This is a genomic window from Streptomyces sp. NPDC102259, assembly GCF_044766465.1.
Taxonomy (GTDB): Bacteria; Actinomycetota; Actinomycetes; order Streptomycetales; family Streptomycetaceae; genus Streptomyces.
The window spans coordinates 126,190-141,273 of the sequence record NZ_JBIWMA010000004.1; the positions used below are offsets into that span (position 1 = coordinate 126,190).

The window sequence follows — 15,084 nt, forward strand, 5'->3', positions numbered from 1 at the left end:
GAAGGAACGGTGGGCGGGATCGGTCGCGGATCAGTCCTCGGACGAGGCCGGGGTAGCCGTCGCCTTCTTCGCGACCGTCTTCCTCGCCGTCGTCTTGGCCGTCGTCTTGGCCGCCGTCGTCTTGGCCGTCGTCTTCGCGGCGGTCTTCTTGGCAGCCGTCTTCTTCGCCGGGGCCGTCTTCTTCGCCGTCGCCTTCTTCGCGGGCGCCTTCTTGGCCGTCTTCTTGGCCGGCGCCTTGGCGCGCTTCTCGGCGAGCAGTTCGAAGCCGCGTTCCGGGGTGATCCCCTCGACGCTGTCATCGGAGCGCAGGGTCGCGTTGGTCTCCCCGTCGGTGACGTACGGCCCGAAGCGACCGTCCTTGACGACGACCGGCTGTCCGCTGACCGGGTCCGCGCCCAGCTCCTTCAGCGGCGGCTTGGCGGCGGCCCGGCCACGCTGCTTGGGCTGGGAGTAGATCTCCAGCGCCTCTTGGAGGGTGATCGTGAAGAGCTGGTCCTCCGTCTGGAGCGACCGCGAGTCCGTGCCCTTCTTCAGGTACGGGCCGTAGCGGCCGTTCTGCGCGGTGATCTCCACGCCCTCCGCGTCGGCGCCGACCACCCGCGGCAACGACATCAGCTTGAGGGCGTCCGCCAGCGTCACCGTGTCCAGCGACATCGACTTGAACAGCGAGGCCGTGCGCGGCTTCACGGCGTTCTTGCCGGTCTTCGGGGTGCCCTCGGGGAGCACCTCCGTGACGTACGGGCCGTAGCGGCCGTCCCGGGCGATGATCTGGTGGCCACTCTCCGGGTCGGCCCCGAGCTCGAAGTCGCCGCTCGGCTTGGCGAGCAGTTCCTCCGAGAGTTCGACGGACAGCTCGTCCGGGGCCAGGTCCTCGGGCACGTCCGCCCGCTGGTGGCCCTCGGAGTCCTTCTCGCCGCGCTCGATGTAGGGGCCGTAGCGCCCGACCCGCAGCACGATGTCGTTGCCCACCGGGAACGACGACACCTCGCGCGCGTCGATCGCGCCCAGGTCCGTCACCAGCTCCTTGAGGCCGCCGAGGTGGTCACCGTCGCCGTTGCCGGCTTCGGCCGCACCGCCGTGACCCGCGCCTTCGCCGAAGTAGAAGCGCTTCAGCCACGGCACGGCCTGCGCCTCACCGCGGGCGATGCGGTCGAGGTCGTCCTCCATCCTGGCGGTGAAGTCGTAGTCGACCAGTCGGCCGAAGTGCTTCTCCAGGAGGTTGACCACGGCGAAGGAGAGGAAGGACGGCACGAGTGCCGTGCCCTTCTTGAAGACGTAGCCGCGGTCGAGGATCGTGCCGATGATCGACGCGTAGGTCGACGGGCGGCCGATCTCGCGCTCTTCGAGCTCCTTGACCAGGCTGGCCTCGGTGTAGCGGGCCGGGGGCTTGGTGGCGTGCCCGTCGACCGTGATCTCCTCGGCGGAGAGCGCGTCGCCCTCGCCGACCTGGGGCAGTCGGCGCTCGCGGTCGTCCAGCTCGGCGTTCGGGTCGTCGGCGCCTTCGACGTACGCCTTCAGGAAGCCGTGGAAGGTGATCGTCTTGCCGGAGGCGCTGAACTCGACGTCCCGGCCGTCGGCCGCCGTGCCACCGATCTTCACCGTGACGCTGTTGCCGACCGCGTCCTTCATCTGGGAGGCGACCGTCCGCTTCCAGATCAGCTCGTAGAGCTTGAACTGGTCGCCGGTCAGACCCGTCTCGGCAGGCGTGCGGAAACGATCACCCGAGGGACGAATCGCCTCGTGCGCCTCCTGCGCGTTCTTGACCTTGCCGGCGTACGTGCGCGGCTGGGGCGGCAGGTAGTCGGCGCCGTACAGCTGCGTGACCTGGGCGCGGGCGGCGGAGATCGCCGTCTCGCTCAGCGTCGTGGAGTCCGTACGCATGTACGTGATGAAGCCGTTCTCGTACAGCTTCTGCGCGACCTGCATGGTGGCCTTCGCGCCGAAACCGAGCTTGCGGCTGGCCTCCTGCTGAAGCGTCGTCGTACGGAACGGGGCGTACGGCGAGCGGCGGTAGGGCTTCGACTCGACGGACCGGACGGCGAACCGCGTGTTCTCCAGGGCGACGGCCAGGGCGCGGGCGTTCACCTCGTCGAGGTGGAGGATGTTCGCGCTCTTGAGCTGTCCCACGGAGTCGAAGTCGCGGCCCTGGGCGACCCGCCTGCCGTCGACGGTCTGGAGGCGGGCGACCAGCGACGACGGGTCCGAGACGTCTCCGGCGCGGCCGGTCGAGAAGGTGCCCGTCAGGTCCCAGTACTCGGCGGAACGAAACGCGATGCGCTCGCGTTCCCGCTCCACGACGAGACGGGTGGCGACGGACTGGACACGGCCGGCCGACAGGCGCGGCATGACCTTCTTCCACAGGACCGGCGAGACCTCGTAGCCGTAGAGGCGGTCGAGGATGCGGCGGGTCTCCTGGGCGTCGACGAGCTTCTGGTTGAGCTGACGCGGGTTGGCGACGGCGGCCCGGATCGCGTCCTTGGTGATCTCGTGGAAGACCATCCGCTTGACCGGGATCTTCGGCTTGAGGACCTCCTGGAGGTGCCAGGCGATCGCCTCGCCCTCCCGGTCCTCATCGGTGGCGAGGAAGAGCTCGTCGGATTCCTTGAGGAGTTCCTTGAGCTTCTTGACCTGCGCCCGCTTGTCGGCGTTGACCACATAGATCGGCTGGAAGTCGTGTTCGACGTCCACACCGAGGCGGCGAACCTCGCCCGTGTACTGGTCCGGCACCTCCGCGGCGCCGTTGGGAAGGTCACGGATGTGCCCGACGCTGGCCTCGACGATGTAGCCGGGGCCGAGGTACCCCTTGATCGTCTTCGCCTTGGCGGGCGACTCGACGATCACGAGTCGGCGGCCGCCCTTTGCGGTCTCGCTGGTCGGGGACAACTTCGCTCTTCTCTCCGGTCGACGCTGGGGCCTCCCCAGGCCTTGCTCCCGGGGTCGGGTCATGGTGACGCTGCGGAGTGTGACGGTACATCCCGCCCCCGTGTCAAACGGGAAAAGCCCGCAACGGCCACTCGAACGGTAACCCGACTACCGCCATTCCTGCCGCCCGGAGTGCCGACCGGCCCTTTTCCCTACGACCGGAACGCGTCATCCCCTTTACCGGCGCGACCACGGCGCGACCATGTTCACGCGGTTCGAACGGGGGTCCGGCGAGATCCGCGAAGGCGGCCTCGACGTCGGCCTCGTAGGGGGTCCCCCAGGTGGTCCCGGAGACGGCTTCAGAGCCGGGTGAAGCACCACACCCCGACGGCCAGCGCGGCGACGGAGGCCAGGGTCGCCAGGGTCGCCGATGCGACGGGGCTCACACCTTGGGCCACGGGTTCACGGTGCCGCACCCGCACCGCGGTCCACATCAGCAGGGCGCCCCCGAACAGGGCGAACACCGTTCCCGTGAAGATCGTCGGCCCGCTCTCCATGATCGTCCCCGCCCCTTGCGCTCGGCTCGCGTCTGCCCCGGCCACGGGAGGCTGTCACGCCCGGGCGGCGCCCCGGCGAACCCCAGGTGAACGCCGGTGCTACGGGTGGGGGCGGAGGGCTCGGCGAGCCGTCGGCCGGGGTGCTGTCGGCGTCCGCGACCCGCGGCCCGCGGACCACCGGGGCCCGGCCCCCGGGCCACCCGGAGTGCGGTGGAGCACACCGAACCGGACGCGGGCCTTTCCGGCCGACTTCGCCGACGCCTGCGTTGTCGATCGGCTCACACTGCATACGATCTTGGCGAATCGGCACCGAGAGCGAAGAAAAGACGGAGAGCGGGGAGAACGGACCGGAGCGGGGCGGGAGGGGCGGGAGCGGGCCGCCCTCCGAAAGACGTTCCGGACGACTTCCCGGTGACGTCCCGGATGGTGTTCCGGCAGATCTCCCGGGTGATCTTCCGGATGCCGGCCCGGGCGATGTCCAGGAAGCCGCCCCGACCGTGTCCCGGATGCCGCCCTGACCGTGTCCCGGATGCCGCCCCGGCGATGTCCCGGTGCCGTCCTGGGTGAGCTCCCGGAGGATGTCCCTGAGGATGTCCCCCGGGCGATCTTTCGGAGGGTGTCCGGTAGCCGCCGCTCCGACGATCCGGGTCCCTCCGGACCCGGCCGGGTCACTCCGCCGGTTCGAGGAAACCCTGCTCCACCAGAAGGCGGATCTGGGCCGGAGTGCGGTCCCGCAGCAACACCGGATCTTCGCCGACCAGTTGGGCGATGGCGTCGAGAATGCGGCCGGCGCTCAGCGAGCCGTCGCACACGCCCGCGAAGCCCGCGCCGACCGTGTCCACCTTGGTGGCCCGGCGCATGCCGCGGTGCTGGCGCAGCACGACGTGCTCCGGATCCTCGGCGCCGGGCAGCCCGACCTGCTCCTGGACGACCTCCGTGACCAGCCGGAAGCGCCCGGCGAGCAAGGCCGCGTCGTCATGGGCGCGCAGGTAGTCCAGCCGTCCGAAGTGCGCCAGGACGGCGTCGCCCAGCGGCTGTTCCACCGGGTGCGGCCACTCCTCCACCGTGATCACGGGCTCCGCGGCCGCCGTCCTGCGCAGCGTGATCCAGCCGAAGCCGACGGCCTTCACCTTGCGCGCCTCGAACTCGTCCAGCCAGGTGTCGTAGTGCGCCTGGTACTCGGCCTGGTCGCCCCGGTGGTCGCCGGCGTCCCTCAGCCAGAGCTCCGCGTACTGCGTGACGTCCTGCACCTCGCGCTGCACGATCCAGGCGTCGCACCCGCGCGGCACCCACGACCTGAGCCTGTCCTGCCAGTTCTCCCCCTCCACGTGCTGCCAGTTGGCGAGGAACTGCGCGAACCCGCCCTCGCTCAGCCGTTCCCCCGCCCCTTGAACGAGCGAGCGGCACAGATCGTCCCCGCCCATCCCGCCGTCCCGGTAGGTCAGCCGGGCGCCCGGCGAGATCACGAACGGCGGGTTCGACACGATCAGGTCGTACGTCTCGTCGTCCCGGATCGGCTCGAACAGCGAGCCCTCGCGCAGGTCCGCCGCCGGAGCCCCGGACAGCGCGAGCGTGAGCGCGGTGATGTGCAGGGCGCGCGGGTTGAGGTCGGTCGCCGTCACGCGCGTGGCGTGCTGGGCGGCGTGCAGCGCCTGGATGCCGGAGCCGGTGCCGAGGTCGAGGGCGGCGGAGACGGGCGTGCGCACGGTGATACCGGCGAGGGTCGTCGACGCGCCGCCGACGCCGAGGACGACGGCCGTGTCCGCCTGGCCGCCTTCGCTCCCGCTGCCGCCCGCGCCACCGACCGCGCACCCGAGGTCGGAGATGATGAACCAGTCCTCGCCGCCCGGCCCGCCGTAGGGCCGGACGTCGACGGTCGCGGCGACCTCGTCCTCACCCGTGGGGACCAGCCAGCCGCTCTCCACGCACGCGTGTACGGGCAGGAACTCCTTCACGCGCGCGTGCGGCACGGGCTGCTGGAGCAGGAAGAGGCGGACGAGCGTCTCCAGCGGCGTGTCCCCGCGGGTCGCGCGCAGCGCGGGCACGGTCTCGCTGCGGGCCAGGGCCGCGTAGGCGGGCGCGCCGAGCAGCTCGAGGAGGCCGTCCGCGGTGAAGGAGGCCGCGAGCAGCGCCTCGCGCAGCAGGGCGGCCACGTCGGGGCGGTCGGCGGAGGGCAGGGGGGAGAGGGTGGCGTTACTCACGCCCCCCATTGTCTCCCGTCACCACTCGGGGCGCGTTCCCCCGCATCGCCCCCGGCCGCGCGGCCTCAGCTGGTCGTCGCGCGGGCCGAGGCCGAGGAGGCCACCTTCTTGCAGCTGGCCTGGTTGGCCATGGCGTTCTTGACGTCGCCCTGCTCGAGGTTCTTCAGCGCGGTGTTGCCGCTCTTGCTGAGCTCGCCGAGGTCGGTGGCGATGTCGTTGAGGCCGTCGGCGAACTTCGCCTGGTCCTTCGTGTCCAGCGCGTCGACCTGCTTCTTCAGGCCCGCGTAGGAGGTCGAGAGGGTGGTGAGCGCCGAGACGGCGTCCTTCTGCTTCTTCTCGCCGTCGTCGACACCGGGCGGCGTGCCGGCCTTCTGGACGGCCTGGGCGAGCGCTCCGTAGGCGTCGGACATGTCCTGGAAGGCCTGCGAGTCGGTCTTCTGGACGTTCGCCGGAGCGTTGTTGTCCGTGGCGGCCTGCTTGATCGCGGCGTTGGCCGCGTCGACCTTCGCGTCCTGGGCAGGCAGCGCGTCGCAGACCTGCTTGGCCCAGGCGTCGAGTTCCTTGTTGCCATCGTCGTCGCTGCTGCATCCGGACAGCGCCAGTACCAGTACCGCACCGCCGGACACCACGGCCGCGAGCTTCTTGTTCACCGGGTTGGTCCCTTCCATGGCTCTCGGCCCCGGAACATACACGGCAACCGGGCGAGAACCCCAGAACGAATGTCCGCTATGCAAGCCATTACAGCCATTTGCACCAGGAGAGAGAAGGCTCACGGCTCCGACACATACTCAACACAACGGGCGGGCGACGCGACAACGCGCGTCACCCGCCCGCCCCTTGAGCTGGGCACCGGTGGGCGGGTCTACGAAATCACCGCCGGATCGGGGGACTTGGTCGAGGAATCGGCGTTGTCTTCGTCACCCACGGCGATCCCGCGCCGCTTGGAGACGTACACCGCGATCACGATGACCGCGAGCGCCAGGACCGCGATCAGGATCCGCATGCCGATGCTCTTGTCCTCGCCGTAACTGAACTTGATCACGGCGGGCGCGATGAGCAGCGCCACCAGGTTCATGACCTTCAGCAGCGGGTTGATCGCCGGACCCGCGGTGTCCTTGAACGGGTCGCCGACCGTGTCCCCGATCACCGTCGCCGCATGGGCCTCGCTGCCCTTGCCGCCGTGGTGGCCGTCCTCGACGAGTTTCTTGGCGTTGTCCCACGCGCCGCCGGAGTTGGCGAGGAAGACGGCCATCAGCGTGCCGGAGCCGATCGCGCCCGCGAGGAACGCGCCGAGCGCTCCGACGCCGAGGGTGAACCCGATGAAGATGGGCGCCAGCACGGCGAGCAGTCCGGGGGTGGCCAGCTCGCGCAGGGCGTCCCGAGTACAGATGTCGACGACCTTGCCGTACTCCGGCTCCTCGCTGTAGTCCATGATCCCGGGGTGCTCGCGGAACTGCCGCCGCACCTCGAACACCACGGCACCCGCCGACCGCGACACCGCGTTGATCGCCAGCCCCGAGAAGAGGAAGACGACCGCCGCGCCCGCGATGAGGCCGACGAGGTTGTTGGGCTGCGAGATGTCCATCATCAGGCTCATCGGCGCGCCCGCCCCGGAGAGCTTCTCCCCGACGTCCTGCGCTCCCGTCGTGATGGCGTCCCGGTACGACCCGAAGAGCGCCGACGCCGCCAGGACGGCGGTGGCGATGGCGATGCCCTTGGTGATGGCCTTGGTCGTGTTGCCGACGGCGTCGAGGTTGGTGAGCACCTGCGCGCCCGCGCCCTGGACGTCACCGGACATCTCGGCGATGCCCTGCGCGTTGTCGGAGACCGGCCCGAAGGTGTCCATGGCGACGATCACGCCGACCGTGGTGAGCAGACCGGTGCCGGCCAGCGCCACCGCGAACAGCGCCAGCATGATCGACGTACCGCCGAGCAGGAACGCCCCGTACACGCCCAGGCCGATCAACAAGGCGGTGTAGACGGCCGATTCGAGGCCGACGGAGATACCGGCGAGGACGACGGTGGCGGGGCCCGTCAGCGACGACTTGCCGATGTCGCGCACGGGTCGGCGGGTGGTCTCGGTGAAGTAGCCCGTCAACTGCTGGATGACCGCGGCCAGGAGGATGCCGATCGCCACCGCGACGAGCGCGAGAACGCGCGGGTCGCCGTTCTTGCCCTGGATCGCCGCGTCGGTGACACCGTCGAGGTCGGCGTACTTGCCGGGGAGATAGAGGAAGACGGCCACCGCGACCAGCACGAGCGAGATCGCCGCGGAGATGAAGAAGCCCCGGTTGATCGCGGTCATGCCGCTGCGGTCGGTACGACGCGGGGCGACCGCGAAGATGCCGACCATGGCCGTGAGCACGCCGATGGCGGGAACGAGCAGCGGGAAGGCGAGCCCGGCGTCGCCGAAGGCCGCCTTGCCGAGGATCAGCGCGGCGACCAGCGTCACGGCGTACGACTCGAACAGGTCCGCCGCCATGCCCGCGCAGTCGCCGACGTTGTCGCCCACGTTGTCGGCGATGGTCGCGGCATTGCGCGGATCGTCCTCCGGGATGCCCTGTTCGACCTTGCCGACCAGGTCGGCGCCGACGTCGGCGGCCTTGGTGAAGATGCCGCCGCCCACCCTCATGAACATGGCGATGAGGGCCGCGCCGAGTCCGAATCCCTCCAGCACCTTCGGCGCGTCGGCCGCGTACACCAGCACCACGCAGGCGGCGCCGAGCAGACCCAGCCCCACCGTGAACATGCCGACGACGCCGCCGGTGCGGAATGCGATCTTCATCGCCTTGTGCGAGACGGCGGTGAGATCCTTTTCCCGTTCGCCTTCTGCCGGAGTCGCTTCCCGGGCCGCCGCGGCGACGCGCACATTACTGCGCACGGCCAGCCACATGCCGATATAGCCGGTGGCCGCGGAGAACCCGGCACCGATCAAGAAGAAGATCGATCGTCCGGCGCGCTGATTCCAGTCGTCCGCGGGCAGCAACAGGAGCAGGAAGAACACGACGACGGCGAATACGCCGAGCGTGCGCAACTGCCGGGACAGATACGCGTTGGCGCCTTCCTGGACCGCCGCCGCGATCTTCTTCATGCTGTCGGTGCCCTCGCCGGCCGCGAGCACCTGCCGTACCAGTACGCCCGCAACCACGAGCGCGGCCAGCGCCACGACCGCGATGACCACCACGAGCAGGCGGTTGCCGTCGGTCAGCACTGCGGCTGCGAAGGTTGTGGAGTGGTCCAACCGATGAGGGGTAGAAAGCCCCGCCATTCGTCCTCCTTGACGCTTGGGCTGAGCTCAAGATGTGGACGGATTGTAGGTACCGGAAGCTGATCAAAACAGAGTGCGGCAAGCGGAATTCGCCTTCGCACGCAAAACCCGCACGATCTCGCCCGGTAATGCCTTCGAGGCATTGGGGTTCGTGAATTTATTCACGATACTCGCGGCAAGATTTATTTCGCCAAGATTCACTTCACCGAGATTCCAAGATTCATTTCACGGAACCACTGTAAGCGCGGTCGCCTAGGTCCGCACATGCCGAAGGGCCCTACGAGGTAGGGCCCTTCGGGTGACTGAATCGCGAGGTACGGGTCAGGACAGCGTCGCGGACACCGGCGTGGTCGGCCAGGTCATGCGGATCAGCCCGCCGTGCTCGCCCGCGGAGACCTCGACGTCGTCGACGAGGCCGCTGATGACCGCCAGGCCCATCTCGTCCTCCTCGGCCTCCACGTCGACGCCTGCGCCCGATCCGGGCGCCCGGTCACCGGGCGCCGAGCGCGGCGCCTCGTCGCCGACCTCGATGGAGAACTGCTTCTCCTCCTCGATCAGCGACACCTTCACCGGCGCGGTGATGCCGCCGGTCTGGTGCAGTCCGACGGCACGGGTACAAGCCTCGCCGACGGCGAGCCTGACCTCGTCGAGGACGGCCTCGTCCACTCCGGCCCTGCGCGCCACCGCTGCCGCCACCAGTCGGGCGGTCCTGACGTGCTCGGGCAGCGCGCTGAAGCGGAGTTCAACGGTGGCCATACGTCCCCCTCGGAACTACGGGCGTGCTGTCGGGGGGCCGGGCCGCCAAGCCCGGACCCCCTCTTTGTTCGACCAGCCGTGCCGAGCCGCGCGGGCCCGGGACGGGGTGGTCAGTCGGTGGCAGCGACCGCTTCGTCGACCGAGGTGTGGATCGGGAACACCTTGGTCAGACCGGTAATGCGGAAGATCTTCAAAATACGCTCCTGGTTGCAGACCAGACGGAGCGAGCCCTCATGGGCACGCACCCGCTTCAGTCCGCCGACCAGCACGCCGAGCCCGGTGGAGTCGAGGAAGTCCACGCCCTCCATGTCGACGACGAGGTGGAAATTCCCGTCGTTCACCAGCTCGACCAGCTGCTCGCGCAACTTGGGCGCGGTATATACGTCGATTTCGCCACCGACCTCGACGACCGTACGATCGCCGACGGTACGGGTCGACAGAGACAGGTCCACGGATCCTCCAGCACCTTGCTATCGAGCGGTCGCCCCTCGGAACACCTGGGCAGGAGTCCCCGGGACGGTACGCCAGCCGCCATGGCATTCAATCACTTACCGGCAGGCGTGCACGACGCCTTGGCCCCATTGTCCGTCAAGCCGGTGACACACTCGGTGCCGATGGCCAAGAATCACCGATCCGATCGACCCTCGCCCGAGGCCGTGCCCCGCCTGTCCCCGGGCGAGGTTCTGGCCCGGCTCGCCCCGGGACCGAGCCGGGCCTCGCGCATCACTCATACGGAGCACTTGCCCCCGCGTGAGGGCCGCCATGCCGTCTGGCCGGACCGGATTCGCCCCGAGGTCATCGCGGCCGTGCAGGCCTGCGGCATCGAACACCCCTGGGCCCACCAGGCCCGGGCCGCCGAGCACGCACTGGACGGCGAGTCGGTGGTCGTCGCCACGGGCACCGCGTCCGGCAAGTCCCTGGCCTACCTCGTACCGGTCCTCTCGGCCCTCCTGGACGGCTCCGAGGCCCCGAACGGCCGTGGGGCCACCACCCTCTACCTGGCCCCCACCAAGGCCCTGGCGGCGGACCAGTGCCGCTCCGTGAAGGAACTTTCACAACCTCTCGGCAACGCCGTCCGGCCGGCCGTGTACGACGGCGACACCCCGTTCGAGGAACGGGAGTGGATCCGCCAGTACGCCAACTACGTCCTCACCAACCCGGACATGCTGCACCGGGGCATCCTCCCGTCCCACCCCCGCTGGTCCTCCTTCCTGAAGTCCCTGAAGTACGTCGTCATCGACGAGTGCCACACCTACCGCGGCGTGTTCGGCTCCCACGTCGCCCATGTGCTGCGCCGCCTGCGTCGTCTGTGCGCCCGCTACGGCGCCTCCCCGGTCTTCCTGCTGGCCTCCGCGACGTCCGCCGAACCCGCGGTCGCCGCCGGGCGCCTCACCGGCCTGCGGGTCGTCGAGGTCGCCGACGACGCCTCACCTCGCGGTGAACTGGTGTTCGCCCTGTGGGAGCCCCCGCTCACCGAGATGGTGGGTGAGAAAGGCGCACCCGTCCGGCGTACCGCCACCGCCGAGACCGCCGACCTGCTCACCGACCTCGCCGTCCAGGGCGTGCGCACCGTCGCCTTCGTCCGCTCCCGGCGGGGCGCCGAGCTGATCGCGGTGATCGCCCAGGAACGCCTCGCCGAGGTCGACCGCTCACTCGCCCGGCGTGTCGCGGCCTACCGCGGCGGTTACCTCCCCGAGGAACGACGCGCCCTGGAGCAGGCCCTGCACTCGGGCGAGCTCCTCGGTCTCGCCGCGACCACCGCCCTGGAGCTCGGCATCGACGTCTCCGGACTCGACGCCGTCCTGATCGCCGGCTACCCGGGCACGCGCGCGTCCCTGTGGCAGCAGGCCGGCCGGGCGGGCCGGTCCGGGCAGGGCGCGCTGGCGGTGCTCATCGCCCGGGACGACCCGCTGGACACCTTCCTCGTCCATCACCCGGAGGCACTGTTCGACCGCCCGGTGGAGTCGACCGTCCTCGACCCCGACAACCCCTACGTCCTGGCCCCCCACCTGTGCGCGGCGGCGGCGGAACTCCCGCTGACCGACGAGGATCTGGCCCTGTTCGGCCCCGAGGCCGAGGGCCTGCTGCCGCAGCTGGAGGCCGCGAAGCTGCTGCGCCGCCGGACCAAGGCCTGGCACTGGACCCGCCGGGAGCGGGCCGCCGACCTCACGGACATCCGCGGCGAGGGCGGCCGCCCCGTCCAGGTCGTCGAGGCCGGCACCGGCCGACTGCTCGGCACGGTCGACGCGGGCTCCTCCCACACCACCGTCCACGAGGGTGCTGTCCACCTCCATCAGGGCCGCACGTATCTCGTGCGTTCCCTGGACCTGGAGGACTCCGTCGCCCTGGTCGAGGAGGCCAACCCCCCGTACTCGACGGTGGCCCGTGACACGACGTCGATCTCCGTCCTGGAGACGGACGTCGAAATTCCCTGGGGCCAGGGCCGGTTGTGCTACGGCTCCGTCGAAGTGACCAACCAGGTCGTCTCCTTCCTGCGTCGACGTGTCATCACCGGTGAAGTCCTGGGCGAGTCGAAGCTCGACCTCCCTCCTCGTACGCTGCGCACACGCGCCGTGTGGTGGACCGTGACCGAGGACCAGCTGGACGCGGCCCGGATCAACCCCGAGATCCTCGGCGGTGCCCTGCACGCCGCCGAACACGCCTCGATCGGCATGCTGCCCCTCTTCGCGACCTGCGACCGCTGGGACATCGGCGGCGTCTCGGTCCCCCTCCACCCCGACACTCTGTTGCCGACGGTCTTCGTCTACGACGGTCATCCCGGCGGCGCCGGCTTCGCGGAGCGGGCCTTTCACACGGCACGCTCCTGGCTGACGGCCACCCGCCAGGCCATCGCCTCCTGCGAGTGCGACGCGGGCTGCCCGTCCTGCATCCAGTCCCCCAAGTGCGGCAACGGCAACGACCCACTGCACAAGCGGGGAGCCGTACGGCTGCTCACGGAACTGCTGCGGGAGGCTCCCGAGGAGAAAACCCGGGAGGGAAAGCCTCCGGCAGAGCGGGAGAAGGAGCCGGGGGAGGAGCTGAAGGAGGACCTGGACCTGGAGGAGGAGCCGAAGGAGGGGCCGAATATGGGGCCGGGGACGGCATCGGGCCGGGCTGCGGAGGCCGCTGCGGGGCCTGCACCGCATCCGCAGGACCCGCCCGCGCCCTGATCTCGGCCGCGAACAGCCCCCGTCCCGACGCCGCCGTCACGTCCGCGATCTCGCCGACGACCACGCACCGCACCAGTCGCGCGCCCTGCGCCCGGGCCACCCGGTCCGCCCGGTCGCAGGCCTGTGCGACGCCGTCCGTCCAGTGGTCGGCGGCCGCGAGCGCCGCGAGGTCGGCGCCGCCCGCGGCACGGTGCCTGGCCGCCACGGCCTGCCCGAGGGCCAGCACGATCCCGAACACCACGCACAGCACGGCGATCGCGCCCACGCTCCAGACGGTGGCCGAGCCACGGTCCACGTCCCTGGGGCGCCCGCCGAGGACCCGGGCCCACATGGCCCCACCTCCAAGGCCCGCGACCCCGCCTCCACGCCCCGCGGTCACGGCACGTCTCCCACAGACCGCTGGGCGTCTCCTGACGCACCCCGGGGAACACCTGGCCCACCGGCGTCCGCTTCCGCGCCTCGGAGGTCACGCGGCGCGTGGGCGTCCCCCGGCGCGTGGGCGGCCCCCGGTGCGTCCCTGAGGTCACCCGGTGCGCCGGCATCACCTGGCGCATCCCGAGCCGTCTCAGCCGCCCCTACGGCCTTCTCCGCCGTGCCCTCGGCTTCCTCCGCCGTGCCCTCGGCTTCCTCCGCCGTGCCCTCGGCTTCCTCCGCCGTGCCCTCGGCCTCCTCGGTCGTGCTCTCGGCCTCCTCCGCCGACCCCGCGGCCCCATCCGCCGTCCCCACGGTCTCCTCCGCTTCCGCCACGGCCTCCTCCCGTACCTCGAAGGGCAGGCCGCGCAGGGCGGGTGGCTTGGCCACGACAACGACGCGGACCTGGTCGCCCTCCCTGCTGACCGTCACCTCCGCCCCGCGCGGCGCCGTCGCGCGGGTCACCTCGAGCACCGCGCTGGCCGGATCCTGCCGGGCCGCCGCCCTGGCGCCGGTCCTGGCCGCGTCCACGCACTGGATCTGGGCCGCCATGACCAGCAACCCCCACACCAGCGCCGTCGCGAACACCACCAGCACCGGCAGCACCACGGCCGACTCCGCCGTCACGAACCCCCGGTCCCCGACGCACACCCACCGGCATACGCGCCGGGGCTCTGGTCCGCGCTCACGCCCCCGCACTGAGCGCCCGCTTCACGATGGCCTGCAGCTGAGCCGCGACCACCTCGCTCGTCACCACCTGGTAGAGGAGCACCGCGAAGCCCACGGCCGCCACGATCCCCATCGCGTACTCGGACGTCACCATCCCCGCGTCACCGCGCGCCGCACGCATCCTGCACACCAGGGCGCTCAGTCGCGCCCATACCGCCTTGTACATCTCAACCCCCGTGTGGTTTCGTCGCCTTGATCTCTGATGTGGTTCGGCTACTTCGCTATCGACCGTTCGCCACACGGCCGCACGGCCGCCCGTCGGTCGGCGGCCGGCTGTTCGGCCACCCGCGCCGTCGCTCCTCGGCGTTCACGTCGTCCACCCCGTCATCGGTCACCTCCTCCCAGCACCCCGCCCGCGAGCCCGATGACGATGGGCAGCACCCCGACCGCGATGAAGGCGGGCAGGAAGCAGAGCCCCACCGGCACGGTGACCATGACGGCCGCCCGCCGGGCCCGGGCCGTCGCGGCACGCGTCCAGTCGGCGCGGGTGTCGGCGGCGAGCCGGGCAACCGGCCCGGCCGCGGGCAGCCCCGAGACGTCGGCCCGCTCCAGCAGGCGGGCCAGGGCCGCGGCACCCGGCGTCGAGGCCAACCTGCGCCAGGCGGTTGCCGGTTCACCGCCCAGCCGTACCTCGGCGGCACCACGCGCCAGCCCTTCCCCCACGGGGCCGCCGAGAGCCTCGCCCACGGCCTGCGCCGCGATCACCGGTCCGGCGCCGACCGCGATGCACGCGGCCAGCAGATCGGCGGCGAGCGGGAGTTGGCGTGCGGCGAGCCGAGCGTCGGCCTCGCTCACCACATCCGCCGTCTGTTGCCGACGGCGCCACCGCCCCAGACCCACCGCGCCGATCAGCCCCAGCACAAGTCCGGCGACGCCGCCGACCACCACCCATCCGGCGCCGACCACCAATGCCTCGGGAAGCCACCGCCGTAGGGCATCCCGCAGCCCGGCTCCTCGGACGGTCGCCGCCGTCCCCGAGGCGAGCAGTTCGGCCAGGCGCCGCCGTGCCCTGCGTTCGAGCCGCTCGGTCTCCCACCACCGCGTCAGCCACCAGAAGGCCGCCACGATCCCCACGGCCGCCCCCACCTTGTGGACGACTTCCACGCTCATGCCTACTCCGTCCACGTCAC

Annotated in this window: 10 protein-coding genes and 2 pseudogenes; 1 reads left to right on the forward strand and 11 read right to left on the reverse strand. The window is 70.9% G+C overall.

What is annotated here, in order from left to right; all coding sequences use genetic code 11:
• Positions 1-30 precede the first annotated feature (30 nt).
• The 7 genes from topA to bldG all read right to left on the reverse strand — a co-directional run bounded on the left by topA (position 31) and on the right by bldG (position 10,096).
• Positions 31-2,883 carry a type I DNA topoisomerase gene (gene topA, locus ACIRPU_RS12330; protein WP_403865337.1) on the reverse strand — a complete coding sequence of 951 codons (2,853 nt, stop codon included), beginning with the start codon at positions 2,881-2,883 and terminating at the stop codon, positions 31-33.
• Between the two features lie 338 nt (positions 2,884-3,221).
• Positions 3,222-3,419, reverse strand: coding sequence for a hypothetical protein (locus tag ACIRPU_RS12335; protein WP_403865340.1), 198 nt, complete (start codon positions 3,417-3,419; stop codon positions 3,222-3,224).
• Between the two features lie 668 nt (positions 3,420-4,087).
• Positions 4,088-5,629, reverse strand: a complete 1,542-nt coding sequence (locus tag ACIRPU_RS12340; protein ID WP_403865343.1) for a methyltransferase — start codon at positions 5,627-5,629, stop codon at positions 4,088-4,090.
• A gap of 56 nt (positions 5,630-5,685) precedes the next feature.
• Positions 5,686-6,288 carry a small secreted protein gene (locus tag ACIRPU_RS12345; protein ID WP_355702691.1) on the reverse strand — a complete coding sequence of 201 codons (603 nt, stop codon included), beginning with the start codon at positions 6,286-6,288 and terminating at the stop codon, positions 5,686-5,688.
• A 194-nt stretch (positions 6,289-6,482) separates the two neighbouring features.
• Positions 6,483-8,888, reverse strand: coding sequence for a sodium-translocating pyrophosphatase (locus ACIRPU_RS12350; protein ID WP_403865346.1), 2,406 nt, complete (start codon positions 8,886-8,888; stop codon positions 6,483-6,485).
• Positions 8,889-9,209: 321 nt separating this feature from the next.
• Positions 9,210-9,644, reverse strand: coding sequence for an ATP-binding protein (locus tag ACIRPU_RS12355; protein ID WP_351764785.1), 435 nt, complete (start codon positions 9,642-9,644; stop codon positions 9,210-9,212).
• Positions 9,645-9,754: 110 nt separating this feature from the next.
• A complete protein-coding gene (gene bldG / locus ACIRPU_RS12360) occupies positions 9,755-10,096 on the reverse strand; it encodes an anti-sigma factor antagonist BldG (RefSeq protein WP_009189842.1) in 342 nt (113 codons plus the stop codon).
• A gap of 81 nt (positions 10,097-10,177) precedes the next feature.
• Here bldG and ACIRPU_RS12365 point away from each other — a divergent pair, with 81 nt between their 5' ends.
• Positions 10,178-12,814: a DEAD/DEAH box helicase gene (locus ACIRPU_RS12365; RefSeq protein ID WP_403865349.1), complete on the forward strand. Its 2,637-nt coding sequence runs from the start codon at positions 10,178-10,180 to the stop codon at positions 12,812-12,814.
• On the opposite strand, the pseudogene ACIRPU_RS12370 reads toward ACIRPU_RS12365, so the two are convergent.
• The 4 genes and pseudogenes from ACIRPU_RS12370 to ACIRPU_RS12385 all read right to left on the reverse strand — a co-directional run.
• Positions 12,732-13,145 (reverse strand): annotated as a pseudogene (locus tag ACIRPU_RS12370) (Rv3654c family TadE-like protein); the annotation flags it as partial. The gene ACIRPU_RS12365 and the pseudogene ACIRPU_RS12370 sit on opposite strands and share 83 nt — an antisense overlap.
• A gap of 380 nt (positions 13,146-13,525) precedes the next feature.
• Positions 13,526-13,876: pseudogene (locus tag ACIRPU_RS12375) on the reverse strand (TadE family type IV pilus minor pilin); the annotation flags it as partial.
• 34 nt (positions 13,877-13,910) lie between these two features.
• Positions 13,911-14,120 (reverse strand): DUF4244 domain-containing protein, encoded by a 210-nt coding sequence (locus tag ACIRPU_RS12380; RefSeq protein WP_307164619.1) that lies wholly within the window; start codon positions 14,118-14,120, stop codon positions 13,911-13,913.
• 158 nt (positions 14,121-14,278) lie between these two features.
• On the reverse strand, positions 14,279-15,064 hold the full coding sequence (locus ACIRPU_RS12385; protein ID WP_403865353.1) for a type II secretion system F family protein: 786 nt from the start codon (positions 15,062-15,064) through the stop codon (positions 14,279-14,281).
• Positions 15,065-15,084 lie beyond the last annotated feature (20 nt).

What these genes read in the sequence shown, in the direction of transcription:
- ACIRPU_RS12335 (WP_403865340.1), bottom strand. Translation starts at nt 3,419, where the DNA reads ATGGAGAGCGGGCCGACGATCTTCACGGGAACGGTGTTCGCCCTGTTC.
- ACIRPU_RS12355 (WP_351764785.1), bottom strand. Translation starts at nt 9,644, where the DNA reads ATGGCCACCGTTGAACTCCGCTTCAGCGCGCTGCCCGAGCACGTCAGG.
- ACIRPU_RS12340 (WP_403865343.1), bottom strand. Translation starts at nt 5,629, where the DNA reads ATGGGGGGCGTGAGTAACGCCACCCTCTCCCCCCTGCCCTCCGCCGAC.
- ACIRPU_RS12350 (WP_403865346.1), bottom strand. Translation starts at nt 8,888, where the DNA reads ATGGCGGGGCTTTCTACCCCTCATCGGTTGGACCACTCCACAACCTTC.
- ACIRPU_RS12365 (WP_403865349.1), top strand. Translation starts at nt 10,178, where the DNA reads ATGGCATTCAATCACTTACCGGCAGGCGTGCACGACGCCTTGGCCCCA.
- ACIRPU_RS12345 (WP_355702691.1), bottom strand. Translation starts at nt 6,288, where the DNA reads ATGGAAGGGACCAACCCGGTGAACAAGAAGCTCGCGGCCGTGGTGTCC.
- ACIRPU_RS12385 (WP_403865353.1), bottom strand. Translation starts at nt 15,064, where the DNA reads ATGAGCGTGGAAGTCGTCCACAAGGTGGGGGCGGCCGTGGGGATCGTG.
- ACIRPU_RS12380 (WP_307164619.1), bottom strand. Translation starts at nt 14,120, where the DNA reads ATGTACAAGGCGGTATGGGCGCGACTGAGCGCCCTGGTGTGCAGGATG.